Origin of the sequence: Duganella rivi, assembly GCF_009857435.1 — a bacterium.
In the GTDB taxonomy this organism is placed as follows: Bacteria; Pseudomonadota; Gammaproteobacteria; order Burkholderiales; family Burkholderiaceae_D; genus Rugamonas; species Rugamonas rivi.
On sequence record NZ_WWCK01000001.1, the window covers coordinates 93,154 to 106,075 of the forward strand.

Annotated in this window: 11 protein-coding genes and 1 tRNA gene; 4 read left to right on the forward strand and 8 right to left on the reverse strand. The window is 61.8% G+C overall.

Translation table 11 applies throughout. The annotated features are described in order from the left end of the window. From epsF to GTP45_RS00445, 7 genes are all read right to left on the reverse strand, one after another. Nucleotides 1-1,413, reverse strand: a complete 1,413-nt coding sequence (gene epsF / locus GTP45_RS00415) for a chain length determinant protein EpsF (protein ID WP_161011922.1) — start codon at nucleotides 1,411-1,413, stop codon at nucleotides 1-3. A 60-nt stretch (nucleotides 1,414-1,473) separates the two neighbouring features. Beyond that, a complete protein-coding gene (gene epsE / locus GTP45_RS00420; protein ID WP_161012667.1) occupies nucleotides 1,474-2,262 on the reverse strand; it encodes a polysaccharide export protein EpsE in 789 nt (262 codons plus the stop codon). A gap of 45 nt (nucleotides 2,263-2,307) precedes the next feature. Beyond that, nucleotides 2,308-3,297 carry an EpsD family peptidyl-prolyl cis-trans isomerase gene (locus GTP45_RS00425; RefSeq protein WP_161011923.1) on the reverse strand — a complete coding sequence of 330 codons (990 nt, stop codon included), beginning with the start codon at nucleotides 3,295-3,297 and terminating at the stop codon, nucleotides 2,308-2,310. A gap of 145 nt (nucleotides 3,298-3,442) precedes the next feature. Next, nucleotides 3,443-4,816 (reverse strand): undecaprenyl-phosphate glucose phosphotransferase, encoded by a 1,374-nt coding sequence (locus GTP45_RS00430; RefSeq protein WP_161011924.1) that lies wholly within the window; start codon nucleotides 4,814-4,816, stop codon nucleotides 3,443-3,445. A 15-nt stretch (nucleotides 4,817-4,831) separates the two neighbouring features. Beyond that, a complete protein-coding gene (gene epsL / locus GTP45_RS00435; protein ID WP_161011925.1) occupies nucleotides 4,832-6,073 on the reverse strand; it encodes an XrtB/PEP-CTERM-associated polysaccharide biosynthesis outer membrane protein EpsL in 1,242 nt (413 codons plus the stop codon). Between the two features lie 43 nt (nucleotides 6,074-6,116). Beyond that, nucleotides 6,117-6,779, reverse strand: a complete 663-nt coding sequence (locus GTP45_RS00440; RefSeq protein ID WP_161011926.1) for a CAAX prenyl protease-related protein — start codon at nucleotides 6,777-6,779, stop codon at nucleotides 6,117-6,119. A gap of 174 nt (nucleotides 6,780-6,953) precedes the next feature. After that, nucleotides 6,954-8,864: an ATP-binding cassette domain-containing protein gene (locus GTP45_RS00445; protein WP_161011927.1), complete on the reverse strand. Its 1,911-nt coding sequence runs from the start codon at nucleotides 8,862-8,864 to the stop codon at nucleotides 6,954-6,956. Between the two features lie 96 nt (nucleotides 8,865-8,960). On the opposite strand from GTP45_RS00445, the gene GTP45_RS00450 reads away from it, so the two are divergent. Next, nucleotides 8,961-9,683, forward strand: coding sequence for a hypothetical protein (locus tag GTP45_RS00450; protein WP_161011928.1), 723 nt, complete (start codon nucleotides 8,961-8,963; stop codon nucleotides 9,681-9,683). A 1-nt stretch (nucleotide 9,684) separates the two neighbouring features. On the opposite strand, the gene GTP45_RS00455 is transcribed toward GTP45_RS00450, so the two are convergent. Next, entirely contained in the window at nucleotides 9,685-10,230 is a 546-nt protein-coding gene (locus tag GTP45_RS00455; RefSeq protein ID WP_161011929.1) for a PEP-CTERM sorting domain-containing protein, read from the reverse strand. 171 nt (nucleotides 10,231-10,401) lie between these two features. Between GTP45_RS00455 and GTP45_RS00460 the strand changes: the two genes are divergently transcribed. The 3 genes from GTP45_RS00460 to GTP45_RS00470 all read left to right on the forward strand — a co-directional run bounded on the left by GTP45_RS00460 (nucleotide 10,402) and on the right by GTP45_RS00470 (nucleotide 12,920). Further along, nucleotides 10,402-10,476 (forward strand) — tRNA-Arg (locus tag GTP45_RS00460). Between the two features lie 140 nt (nucleotides 10,477-10,616). Then, nucleotides 10,617-11,630, forward strand: coding sequence for a nitroreductase family protein (locus GTP45_RS00465; protein WP_161011930.1), 1,014 nt, complete (start codon nucleotides 10,617-10,619; stop codon nucleotides 11,628-11,630). Nucleotides 11,631-11,645: 15 nt separating this feature from the next. Then, nucleotides 11,646-12,920 (forward strand): lipopolysaccharide biosynthesis protein, encoded by a 1,275-nt coding sequence (locus GTP45_RS00470; protein WP_161011931.1) that lies wholly within the window; start codon nucleotides 11,646-11,648, stop codon nucleotides 12,918-12,920. Nucleotides 12,921-12,922 lie beyond the last annotated feature (2 nt).

A 12,922-nucleotide genomic window follows, 5' to 3' on the forward strand; every position in this document is an offset into this window, starting at 1 on the left:
TTAGTTCAAGCGCAAGCGGGAATTGGAGGAAAACAGTTTCTTGATGCCGGTCGGGCGGCGCGCAGCAGCATTCCAGTCGATCACGCCCAGCACCGGCGCTTGCAGCGCTTCGGCCAGGTCGCCTTCGGAGCGCACGCGGCGGTCCAGCATTTCAGCCAGCAGACCGAAGCCCAGGCCGAGGAAGCCGCCGAGGAAGATCGACAGGATGGTGTTCAGCACCAGGCGCGGCGACGATGGCTCGATCGGCGGCACGGCCGGGTTCAGCACGGCGATGTCGGACTGGTCGGCCTGGCCCTCGATCTTGGTCTGCGAGAAGCGCTGCGAGGTCACGTCAAACGCGCGCTGGGCGCTTTCCACGTCTTTTTGCAGCACGCCCATCTCATCGCGGGTGCGGTTCAGTTCCAGCACCTTGTTCTTCTGCTCGGTCAGTGCGGTGCGGATGGCCGCTTCACGCTGTTGCAGGATGGCGGCGTTGTTGCGCACCGAGTTCGAGGTGACCTTCATCTGCACTGCCAGCTCGGCCTTCATCTTGTCCACTTCGGCTTTGGCCGACTGGTACTGCGGGTGGTTCTTGTCCAGGCGCTCGCCGACTTCGGCCAGCTTGGACTCGGCGGCGGCCAGCGAGGCGCGCAGGTTCTGGATCAGCGGGTTGCCGATCACGTCCGGCGATTCCAGTGCGTCGCTGCCGACGGCCATGCGCTGGCGCGAGTTGGCTTCCATCAGTTGGCCCTGGGCGATCACCAGCTGCGCCGACAGGTCGTTCAGGCGGTTCGATTCCACGTCCAGGCGGTTGTCCAGGCTGACGATGCCGTGTTCTTGCTGGTACTTGGACAGGCGGCTTTGCGCCGCTTCCACCGCGTCGCGCAGCAGCTTGGTTTGCTCGTCGAAGTACACCGAGGCTTTTTTCAGCGGCTCAACGCGCAGCTGGATCGATACCTTCTGATATTGCTCGGCAAAGGCATTGGCGATCGCCGCCACGAATTGCGGGTCGCTGCCCTTGAAGCTGATTTCCACCACGCTCGATTCTTTCGACGGCACGATGTCGAGTTTCTTCAGCAGCAGGTCAGCCAGCCAGTCGCGCACCGTGCCCTTGCCGTCGGCCGCTTCGTTGAACTGGGCGATCACGGCCGGGCTTTGCGCCAGTTGCAGCGAGTCGACCACGCGCAGCGCCACGTTCTTGCTGGTGATGATGTCGATCTGGGTCGCCATGTAGCCGGGCAGCAGCTGGCCCGGCATGGTCAGGCCGGTCAGCGGGTCGACGCCCTTGTAGTTGAGCAGCACCGACGAGGTGGCTTTGTAGGTCTTAGGCAGCAGCAAGCTGACCACCACCGTGGTGACCACGGTGAAGACCAGGGTCAACAGGATGACCCGCTTGCGCGCGCGGAGGATGAGGAGAAACTGGGCAAAGTTCATGGTCGGGTTTCCGATTTCAGTGTTCAGCAACGGCTGGCGGGGCTGCCCCCGCCGGCAGGATTAAAACAGGCTTTCCTGTACGTACACCACGTCGTCGGGGCGCAGCAGGTCGTCGTGCTTGGCACTGATGACCTCGATTTTGCCCTGCGCGTCGGTGCGCTTGATGCGGACGCCGCGTTCGGTGCCGCGCGGGGTCAGGCCGCCGCCGGCCGACAGCGCCTGCAGCACGGTCATCTGGCGCTCCAGACGCACTGGGCCCGGACGCTGCACTTCGCCGTAGATGTAGAAGCGCGGTGCGCGCTCGACATACAGCACGTCGTTCGCTTGCAGGTCGAAGTCGCGGGTCAGCTCGCCCTTGCGCGCCATGTCGACGATGTCGATCTGTTCGCGCTGGGTCTGGCCGCCGCGCTTGCGCAGCAGGGTGACGAAGTCGCCGCCGTCGGCCGCAACGCCGCCGGCCGAGGCCAGGATGTCGAGCACGGTGCGCTTGCCATCGACCGGATAGCGGCCCGGGCGGTTAACCTGGCCCAGCACCGACACCTGCTGGCTTTGCAGCGAGGTGACCACGATGTTGACCTGCGGCTGCTTGACGAAGCCGCCGCTTTGCAGCAATTGCGCCAGTTTTTTCTCGGCCGCCGCGGTCGACAGGCCGCCCACCGGCACCACGCCCAGCAGCGGGAAGGTAATGGTGCCCGATTCGCTGACGCGGGTTTCCAGCGACAAGTCAGGGTTGTTATACACCAGCACCTTGATCACGTCGCCCGGGCCGAGCTCGACGTCGGCCGCGCTCGCGCCGCCAACGGTAAACAGCAGGGCCAGCGCCGCCAGCCACATTCCAATTCGTTTCATCATGTAGTCCATCCTCCAGAGTCTGCTTTGCGTGCGGTGTACGGGTTATTTCAAGCCTGCAACGCCGCGCGCGGTGGCGTCGCCCGCCGAAGCGGCGTCGGTGGCCGCCGGGACAGCCGCGGCGGCGGCCGGGGCCGGGGCGGCAGCTGGCGTCGCCGCCGGAGCCGCTTCCGGCTCGCCCGTGGTCTTGTTGAAGTACTCGATCTTGGCGGCCGCACGCAGGCGCGCCATTTCCGCGGCGGCGGCGGTCTTGCTGCGCTGACCGGCGAGGAATTGCTCGATCTGCGGTGCAGCAACCTGCTCGGTGACCGGCGCGTCCTTGATATCGGTAACAGCGATGATCACGCTGCGCGCGCCTTCGCGCACGATGAACAGCTGGCCCTTCGGCAGCGACAGCACTTTGGCGCTCATTTCCGGCGGCAGGTCGGAGGTGGCGCGCGCGGCCTGGCTGCGGCTGAATTCAACCTTGTGCGCTTCCATCCAGCTGGCGACCTCTTCCAGCGACTTGTTGGCGTCCAGCACGGCTTTCAGCTCAGGCGACAGATCCTTGGTAGCCACCACCAGCTGGCGCATTTCCAGCACCTTGCGGTTGGCGAAGAACACCGGGTTCTTGGCGTAGTACTCGGATACCTCGGCGGCGGTCGGCTTGGTCGGCGCCGGCAGGTGCTTCTGCATGTAGGCCTGGGCGATGATCAGCGCCTTGGCGCGCTCGATCGACTGCACCACTTTCGGATCGCGGTCGAGTTTTTCCTTGGTCGCTTCGCTCAGCAGCAGCTGGCGGTCGATCAGGCTTTCCAGCAATTGTTTGCTGGCGGTTTCTTGCTGCTGCGCCGGCACGTTGGCGCGTTGCAGTTCCTCGTTCAATTGCAGCACGGTGACTTCTTCACCGTTGACGCTGGCCAAGGCCTGGCCCGGCTTGTGGGAACCCTTGCTGCAACCGGCCAGGGCCAGCAACACCAGCAGTACCCCGGCGGCTTGCAGGGGCGCGCGCGCGCGGTTGGTGGTGGAATTTGCACGCGTAAATTTGTTCAACATGTTGTCCTCAAAGTTACCTGTCTTAGTTTATGTTGCACTGCACAGGAAAGAGCCAATATGGCGGTTAGTATGGAGGCCGTTCAGCCGATTGTCAATATTGCAAACACCTTTGTCACCTTAACATGCCCTTAAAGCACCACCTGCTCTAATGGGCATTCTCACGCTTGAGCACCACCTGCACGGTGCGCAAGATAATCCACACATCCAGCAGCAGCGACCAGCGGCGCAGATAGTCGAGGTCGTAATTGATGCGTGCTTCCATCTTATCGAGCGTTTCGGTTTCACCGCGCAAGCCATTCACTTGCGCCCAGCCGGTAATGCCTGGCTTGACCTTGTGACGCAGCATATACCCCTTGATCAGCTTGCGGTACTGCTCGTTGTGCGCGACGGCGTGCGGACGCGGCCCAACAATACTCATGCGGCCTTGCAGCACGTTGATGAACTGCGGCAACTCGTCCAGCGAGCTCTTACGCAAGAAGGCGCCGACCTTGGTCACCCGGCTGTCGTTCTTGGTTGCCTGGGTGACTTTGGCGCCATCCTCGGCCACCGTCATCGAGCGGAATTTGTAGACGATGATTTCCTCGCCATACAGGCCGTAGCGGCGCTGGCGGAAGATGATCGGCCCCGGCGAGGTGCTGCGGATGGCCAGGGCAATCACCAGCATGATCGGCAGCAGCATCACCTGGATCACCAGCGCCAGCACAATGTCGCTGGTGCGCTTGACCATGCTGTTAAAGCCGGTGAACGGCGATTCGCAGATGGCGATCACCGGCATGCCGCCCACGGTGTCGAAACGCGCCTGCATCAGGTCGAACACATAAATGTCCGGCAGGAAGTAGACCGAGGCGGTGGTGTCCTGCAGTTCGTCGAGCAGCTTGCGGATGCGCGGCTGGGCCGACAGCGGCTGGCTGATGACGATCATCTTGATGCCGTTCTGGCGCACGTACTCGGCCACGTCGGCCATCTTGCCCAGCATCGGATGCACCATGCCCTCGGGGCGGCGATCCTCGGTGCGGTCATCGAAGAAGCCGGTCACATTCATGTACAGGTTGGGATTGCTGCCCACCACCTTGGCGAACTTCAGGCCGACGTCGTTGGCGCCGATCACCACCACCGAGCGTACTTCCTTGGCGCGGCTGGCGCGGCCCGGCATGATCAGGTGGCTGCTCAGCAGCAGCACCGGGGTCAGGATGAACCAGCACAGCATTACCCGAGGGTCGAAGCGGCTGGACAGGCCGCTGGCGGCGCCGAGCACGCACAGCAGCGCCACGGTCAGCACCCAGCCTACCACCATGTCGCGCGCATAGGCCGCCATGCGGTTGCCGCGCCATGCACGGTACGGATCGATGTGCGAGTACACCGCCGACGAGATGAAGAACGCCAGCACCATCAGCACCAGGGCGTAGCCATTGAACTGAACCCCCAGCAGCATCGACGACAGGTACAGCATCCCCATGATGATCAGGGGATCGAGCACTCGCTGGAAAAACGAGATCAGCGGAATATCATTAACGGTCATGCGGATTCCACTGGTTTAGAATTGCAGGTTGACATACACCGAGCCGCCGTTGGAACGGTAGGAAGTGCCATAGCGGCGATCGATGCTGCGGCTCTCGCGGTTGAATGAAGCGCCAACGCCGATGTTGTCGCGGAAGGCATAGTTGACGCCGAGCGAAGCGGTGCGGCTGCTGTCGCCAAACGACGGCAAGATCACCGTGCCAAGCTTGGGCTCGCTAAAATCGCGGTGCACGTTTTGCAGTTGCGCGTCGAAGCGCACGCGATCCAGCGGCGACCAGCTGCCGCGCAGGCTGGCGCCGCGGTTCAAGCTGTATGGCGTCAGGCCGCCCTCGTACGCCGAGAATTCGCGCCACGCGGCGCCGATAAAGTTCAAGGTGACGCGCGGCGACCAGGTGGCGGTCAAGCGGCCGTTGGTACCGCTGGCGTCGCGACTGTTCGACGCCTCGTGACGGCGCGCCGTGTGACCCACTTCCGCCTCCAGCTTGGATTGCGCCGACGCCAGCCAGAGCACCTTCAGGCGGTAGGCGTTCTGGGTGAAATCCTCGTTGGCAAAGAAGCCGCGCACGCCGTCCGGGTAATCGCCGCGCTGGCGGCGCGCCACCAGGCCGATGGTGCTACCGGTCGGCGACAGGTAGTCAAAGCCCAGTTCAGCGTTCCGCTCGGTGCGATCCAGGTATTTCTGCGAAGCCAGATCGTAGCGGAACTCGTCTTGCCAGTAGCGGGTGCGAACCTGCCAGCGCGGATAGACGTGCCAGTTCAAGTCGGCAAAGCCATTGCGCTGCACGCGCAAGTTACGCTGGACGCTGTGGAAATCGTTGAACGAGGACAGCGTTTGCGAGTAGCGTCCGCCCACCGAACCGTTCAGGTTGTCGCCCAGGCGCCAGCGGAAGGTGGCGTCGGCATCCTCGCCGCTGTAATCGAGCTCATCGTATTTATTGAAGTGCACCTTGCTCAGCTTGACGTTGGCCTCGATGCGCTGGCGGCCGATCGGCCGATCCAACGAGACGCCGAACATGGTCTGGCGCAGCGTATCGGAACGCCCTTCCGGCCCCGGCTCGACGCCGTCGGGCACGCGGAACAAGTTGTTGTCCGTGGTGTAGGTGACGCCCAGGAAGGGATGCAGCGTATCGCTGAGCGCGGCATGCGCCGGCAAGCTCAGCGCGCATCCGCACAGCGCCGCCAGGGCAGCCTGCCAACCGAGGGTGGAGAAAACCGCTGGAACGCGGCGTTGCTGGTTCAGTCGCGAGATGCTGGGCATGGTTTTTATGATGTCGATGGTGCAAGTAAGTGTTTCGTCAATGTTACCAGAAAGTCCACTGCGCGGTCGCTAGCACGTAGCAAGCGAGCACACCATTTGTCACGGCGTGCGCCAGGATCGGCGACCACAGGTTTTTACTGGTCATATACAAAGCGCTGTATATGGCGCCGGCCACCATGCCAGCCAGCCACAGTTGATGCTCAATCCCGAATAATATCACCGTAACAATAAATCCTGTAATTTTTACATGTGCAGGATTTACATTAAGAAAATCTTGTTTTTGCAGCCAGCGCATCAGAAAAGACCGCCAGAATAGCTCTTCCATCAGCGGCACCACCAGCGCGGCCCCGGCGGCGCGCAGCAGCGCCAGCGGCCAGTCAATGGCGCCGTCGACGCGCGGATCGAAGCCGGACGAGGTGCCGATCACCATCCACGGCGCCACCAGCGAAATCCACAGCACGAACACCAGCAGGCCGGCCAGCACGGCCAGCGCCGCCTGCCGCCACGGCAAATGCAGCGGGCGCAGTTCAACGTAATGGGAGCGGTAGGCCAGCAACGCCAGCACCACGGCGGCGATCTTGACTACGTACAGATAGCGTAACTGGTCAGCAGTCCAACCGGCCTTGGCAAGCATGTCGCCGAGGGCCAGGAAAGCCAGGTAAAGAGCAAACGGAACGATGCGCGGAAGCGTCTGCTGATTAAACACCCAGCCTCCCGTGCGGTACGGGAGGGAAGCCTGGCTGATGCCAGCAAGGGATGCCTACGCAGACGTCGTTCATGGGGCGCGCATGAAGTGTAAGATGAAAGCGATTATAGATGACGCAACGCAGCAAGTGCGCCCTGCTGAGTTGCGGTGTGCAAGAATTACAACAGTTGTATTTTAGCCCTTGCTGCCAGCCTCGATTTGCTCCCAGCGCTCCAGCGCGGTCAGCAGTTCCAGCTCGATTTCCTCGACCCGCGCGGTGACGCGGCGCGCTTCGGCGGCGTTTTTCTTGTACAGATCAGGATCGGACAGCTGCAAGGTCAGCGCGCTTTGCTCATCTTCCAGCGCGGCGATCAGCTTCGGCAGCTCTTCCAGTTCGCGCTGTTCTTTAAAGCTGAGTTTGCGGGCCTTGGCGGCTGGCGCAGCGGCGGCTGGCGCCGGTGCGGCTTCAGCCTTGGCCGGCTTGGCGGCTGGCTTGGCTGGCGCCGCCACCGTGGAACGCACGCGCTCCCAGTCGCTGTAGCCGCCGACGAATTCGCGCCACTGCCCTTCGCCCTCGGCCACGATCACCTGCGTGACCACGTTGTCGAGGAAAGTACGGTCGTGACTGACCAGGAACACGGTGCCGGTGTACTCTTCCAGCAGTTCTTCCAGCAGTTCCAGCGTTTCGATGTCGAGGTCGTTGGTTGGTTCGTCCAGCACCAGGCAGTTGGCCGGTTTGGCGAACAGGCGCGCCAGCAGCAGGCGGTTGCGTTCACCACCAGACAGCGACTTCACCGGCGAACGCGCGCGCTCCGGCGAGAACAGGAAATCGTTCAGATAGCTCATCGAGTGCTTGCGCTGGCCGTTGATCTCGACCCAGTCGCTGCCCGGCGAGATGGTGTCGACCAGGCTGGCTTCTTCGTTGAGCTGGGTACGCATCTGGTCGAAGTACGCCACTTCCAGCTTGGTGCCGAGCTTGGCCACGCCGCTGTCCGGCGCCAGTTCGCCCAAAATCATTTTCAGCATGGTGGTCTTGCCGGCGCCGTTGGCGCCGATCAGGCCGACCTTGTCGCCGCGCAGGATGGTGCCGGTGAAGTTGCTGACAATCGCGCGCTCGCCGTAGCTCTTGCTGATGCCTTCCAGCTCGGCCACGATCTTGCCCGAACGTTCGCCCACCGAGACTTCCAGCTTGACCTGGCCCTGCTGCTCGCGGCGCGCAGCGCGTTGCAGCCGCAGCGCTTCCAGGCGGCGCACGCGCCCCTCGTCGCGCACACGGCGTGCCTTGACGCCCTTGCGGATCCAGATTTCTTCCTGCGCCAGCACCTTGTCGAACTTGGCGTTTTCCACTTCCTCGTTTTCCAGCAGTTCCGCCTTGCGGGCCTGGTAGGTGGTGAAGTTGCCCGGGAAGGACAGCAAGCGGCCGCGATCGAGTTCAATAATACGGGTAGCCACGTTATCGAGGAACGAACGATCGTGGGTAATAAACAGCACGCTGCCCTTGAAGTCGCGCAGCAAGCCTTCCAGCCACTGGATCGAGGTGAAATCCAGGTGGTTGGTCGGTTCGTCCAGCAGCAGCACATCCGGCGCCGATACCAGCGCACGCGCCAGCGCCACCCGCTTTTGCATACCGCCGGACAGTTCGCGCATCAGCAGGTGGCCCGGCAGGTTCAGCTTGCCGAGTACGGTCTCGACCTTGTTGGCCACGTTCCAGCCATCTTTAGCGTCGAGCAGCACCTGGATATCGTGCATGCGCGCCATCAGGGCGTCGTCGTCGCCTTGTCCAAACTGGCCGGTCAGCGCGTCGTACTCCTTGAGCAGCGCCGGTAGCTCGCCAAGCCCGGACGCCACGGCGTCGTGCACCGACATCTCCGGCTCAAACACCGGCTCCTGCTCGACGTAGACGATATTCAGGTTCTGCTGCATCACCAGCAGGCCGTCGTCCAGCTTGAAGCGGCCGGAAATAATCTTCAGCAGCGACGATTTGCCGGTGCCGTTACGGCCGATCAGACCGACGCGCTCGCCGGTCTCCAGCGAAAATTCTGCGTGATCGAGCAGCGCGACGTGACCAAACGCCAGTAGCGCGGAAGAGAGCGAGATAACAGCCATGATGGTGGGAGAAAATTGTAAGAAGGCGGTATTGTACCGATAAGCTGGCGCCGCAGGTCACTTTCCCGCCTGCCGACTATGCGATACACTGGATTTATGTCCCTGCGCCCTCTTCCACTCCGCCGCCAACGCGGCGCCGCCCTGCTGATGCTGGTGGCGCTGGCGGGTATAGGTTCGGCCGCGCTGCTGATGCAAGCCTACAAGCCCGGCGCCGACGATTTGCGCCAGGAACTGCAAACCCAGCAAATCCTCGGCGACGCGCGCGAAGCCCTGCTCGGCTACGCCGCCCTGCACGGCCGGCTGCCGCGCCCCGCCGTTTCGGCGCTCGATGGCACGGAAGACGCCCAGCCCTGCGATAGCGCCGAGAGCTGCAACGGCTTCATTCCATGGGTAACATTGGGGATACGCGGCTATGATAGCTGGGGCAAACTACTGCGTTACAGCGTGACGCCGGCCTTCACCGTCACGCCAATCCGCCAGCTGACCACCGGCGACAAGGTGGTGATCGGGCGCGCCGCCAACGGCCTGCCGACCTACATCATCGGCCAGGCGCAGTGCGAACCGTACGCGCAGTGCGCGCCGGCGGTGCTGTATTCCAGTGGCAAGTACAACCTCGGCACCAGCGTGCTGGGCATTCACCAGGCCAGCGTGGCCACCACCAATGTGGACGAGCGCCAGAACGACGCCACGCCTACCTACTTCATCAGCCGCGCGCGCAGCGACAACGCCGGCGCTGCCGGCGGCGAGTTCGATGACATGGTGACGTGGGTGCCGATCCAGCAGTTGCAGGCGCGCTTGCGCGCTACCCGCAGCTTCTGACTCAGGCTTGACGCTTGCGGCGCACGACAGCCAGCAGGCCAAGGCCGGCCAGCATCATGGCGTAGGTTTCCGCTTCCGGCACCGCCGATACACTGGCGACGCGCACGAAGTACTGGGCGGCAGCCGGGATGCTGAAATCGATCGAGTGCACGCCGTGCACGCTCGCGGTGATGCTGTTGAAGGTATCGTTGTCTTCCAAAACGACCGACTTGGTCGCCAGCACGCCGCCATCGAGTCCCTTGAAGGTCAGCGTCAAGGTTGGGCTCACGCCCGGCGGCATGCCGCTGCCGTAGCCGTCCCATGGGCGGCCGTTCAGGCTGATGGAGCTGAAATCAAGGGTGCCAGCGTCATAGGTCAAGGTGCTGACGTTGACATCATAGAAACTGATAATCGGCGCATCGAAGAACGCGACCCACTTGCCGTCGTAGGTAAAGTCGCCATAAGTACCACCAGTGAACCCCGGATAGGTCGTCAGGTCGTAGGTGGCAGCCTGCGCGCCGGCCGATAGCCCTGCTGCCAAGGCAAACATTGCGAAATATTTTTTCATTGCATACAACCCCGAGACCGGGTTCCTCCAAGTGACATTAAAAGCAATTCAACTACAACAATATACGTTTCACGTGGTGCAGTGTAAATATTTTTTTGCAATAGTGTGTAACTATCAAGTGCGTAACAACCTTTCCCGCGAGCGGAGCGACCCGCTATAATGCGCTGCGTCCTCCCCGTAGCACAATGGATAGTGCACATGCCTCCTAAGCGTGGGATACTGGTTCGATTCCAGTCGGGGGGACCACTCCCATTCCCTCCGGCACCGCATATTTCCTTACTTCAATACCCTGACGCAGGGTGCCGCACTGCACAAAAAATATTGGCGCTTGACCTCTAAATTTGCCATAATTCCAACTCCTATGCGTCCCACGAACGGCTATCCCGATGTTAGATAAATTGCATATTTTTGGTAGTGCACACCGTCCAACCAAGGCCAGGATCTGGCTGCGCTTCCTGAAAAACTCCCATAAGATCTTTGCCGACGTGCTGTACGACGTGTCGCGCTACGTGAAATATTCGTCGAGCTTCCACCTGTCGGGCGCGGGCAACCTGAAGTCGCGCATCACCGCCAAGTACCATGAGATCGAAAAAGGCCTGTCGCTGCCGGCGCCGCGCAAGGGCTTCGGCGTCGAGAAAATCGACGAGCTCACCTTCCTGATGAACGAATACATCGCCCGCTACGGCAAGGACGATTTCCTGCGCGCGCCGTCGAGCACCCTGCGCGCCTACGTCAAGTTCAATGAGTCGCACCAGCTGTTCGACTACCCGCGCAAGGACAAGATCCAGGCCATGCTGGCCAGCCTCGATGAATACGCCGACGTCAACGGCGGCGTGATCGGCCTGGATGCCAGCGAGATTTACGGCATCACCGAACCGGTGTCGGATCAGTTCTTCCTGCGCCGCTACAGTATCCGCCAGTTCTCCGACAAGCCGGTGGCGCGCGAGGACATCGACTCCGCCGTCGCCATCGCCTTGAAATCCCCTGCCGTCTGCAACCGCCAGGACGGTTTCGTGCACGTGGTCGAGAACAAGGAACTGATCAAGAAGATGACCGACATGCACGGCGGCGCGCGCGGCTTTGCCGAGAAGATCGACAAGCTGCTGGTCATCACCAACAAGCTGACCAACTTCTGGGAAAGCGGCGAGCGCAACCAGTGCTGGATCGACGGCGGCCTGTTCTCGATGAGCCTGATCCTCGGTCTGCACTCCAAGGGCATCGGCTCGTGCTGCCTGAACTGGAGCAAGCGCGCCAAGGAAGACAAGGCCATGCGCGACCTGCTGAATATCCCTGATTCCGAAGTCATCATCATGCTGCTGGCGGTCGGCCACCTGCCCGAGCATTTGAACGTTGCCTACTCCAACCGGAAGCCAGTCACGCAAGCGCGCCGTTATCTTTAATCGCCAACGGCCAGCATGTTCTCCAAAAAAATCCTCGCGGCTGCTTCCGTCTTTTCAAAACTCATTAGTGGCTCCGGTGTCTTCATCGTCACCGGCTACTTTATCAGTCCCGAGAGCCTCGGCCGGCTGGCGGTGTTCGTGGCGTATTCCACGCTGATGTGCCTCGTCACCGACTACGGCCTGCAAAATCCGGCGCTGCGCGAAATCTCGATCGATAACAACAAGGCAGCGTCGATCTTCAACAAGTACACGCTGTTCAGGATCTTCCTGTTCCTGCCGGTATTTGCGCTGACGCTCGGGGTGTTCCTCGCCACCGGCACGCTGCACACCACCGACCTTGTATTCTTCTCCTGCCTGGCCGTGGCTTCGCTATTTAGCTCGCACGGCGACTTTGCGCAGATTTACTTCCGCGGCATCGGCAAGTATGCGACCGAGGCGTGGATCTCGATTATCAGCGGCGTGCTGCACCTGGTGCTGGTCGGCCTGGTGGCGTATGAATTCAAGGAGGTCGAGTACATCGGCATGGCGATCCTCGGCTCCAAGTTATTCTACCTGGCGGCGTCGGTGATTGCGGCCAAGCGCTACGACCGCGTGTTCAGCTGGTCGCTGCAAGATGTGCGCGACACTGCGGCCAGTTTCTTCAGCGATTTGAAGCGGCTGAAATACTACGCCGGCGATAGCGTGGTGACGGCGTCGTTTGCGCAGTTGGACATTATCTTCGTCAGCCACTTCTTCGGCATGCACTTCTCCGGCGTGTACCAGGTGGGGGCGAAGGTGACGCAGATTAGTCTCGCCGTGGTGCAGGTGTTTTCTGCCACTTATATTCCGTCGATTTCCAACAACCTGCATGGCAAGCAGCGCAACGAGGCCGAGGCTTCGCGCAACCTGCGCTCGGCCACCATTGAGCTGTTCATCGTCGGCGTGGTGTTCGCACTGGGAATGGTGTTTATCCTGCCTTACATCCTGCACGCGGTGTTTGGCACCAAGTACGAGGAAGGCAATATCCTGTTCGTCGGCTTCGGCATGGCAGTGATTGCGCGCTGCCTCGCGGCGCCATTCGGCATTGCCCTGATCGCGCTGGATAAGCCGAAGGTGCGCTTGATCGGCCAATTGATCGTGTCCGGCACCTACTCGCTGCTGGCGGTACTGCTGTTCCCGACTTTCGGCTTTGCCGCCGCCTCGACGGTGATGGCGATTTCGCTGTGGACTGCACTGGCGTTTTATTCCAGCTGCACCTACCGTGCCTCGCCATCGCTGATGAAGAACGCCTTCTTGCCGCATCGCTCCTAGGA

Coding starts and splice junctions, on each gene's coding strand:
- GTP45_RS00425 (WP_161011923.1), bottom strand. CDS start 3,297: ATGTTGAACAAATTTACGCGTGCAAATTCCACCACCAACCGCGCGCGC.
- GTP45_RS00445 (WP_161011927.1), bottom strand. CDS start 8,864: ATGGCTGTTATCTCGCTCTCTTCCGCGCTACTGGCGTTTGGTCACGTC.
- GTP45_RS00430 (WP_161011924.1), bottom strand. CDS start 4,816: ATGACCGTTAATGATATTCCGCTGATCTCGTTTTTCCAGCGAGTGCTC.
- GTP45_RS00470 (WP_161011931.1), top strand. CDS start 11,646: ATGTTCTCCAAAAAAATCCTCGCGGCTGCTTCCGTCTTTTCAAAACTC.
- epsF (WP_161011922.1), bottom strand. CDS start 1,413: ATGAACTTTGCCCAGTTTCTCCTCATCCTCCGCGCGCGCAAGCGGGTC.
- GTP45_RS00450 (WP_161011928.1), top strand. CDS start 8,961: ATGTCCCTGCGCCCTCTTCCACTCCGCCGCCAACGCGGCGCCGCCCTG.
- GTP45_RS00455 (WP_161011929.1), bottom strand. CDS start 10,230: ATGAAAAAATATTTCGCAATGTTTGCCTTGGCAGCAGGGCTATCGGCC.
- epsE (WP_161012667.1), bottom strand. CDS start 2,262: ATGAAACGAATTGGAATGTGGCTGGCGGCGCTGGCCCTGCTGTTTACC.
- GTP45_RS00465 (WP_161011930.1), top strand. CDS start 10,617: ATGTTAGATAAATTGCATATTTTTGGTAGTGCACACCGTCCAACCAAG.
- epsL (WP_161011925.1), bottom strand. CDS start 6,073: ATGCCCAGCATCTCGCGACTGAACCAGCAACGCCGCGTTCCAGCGGTT.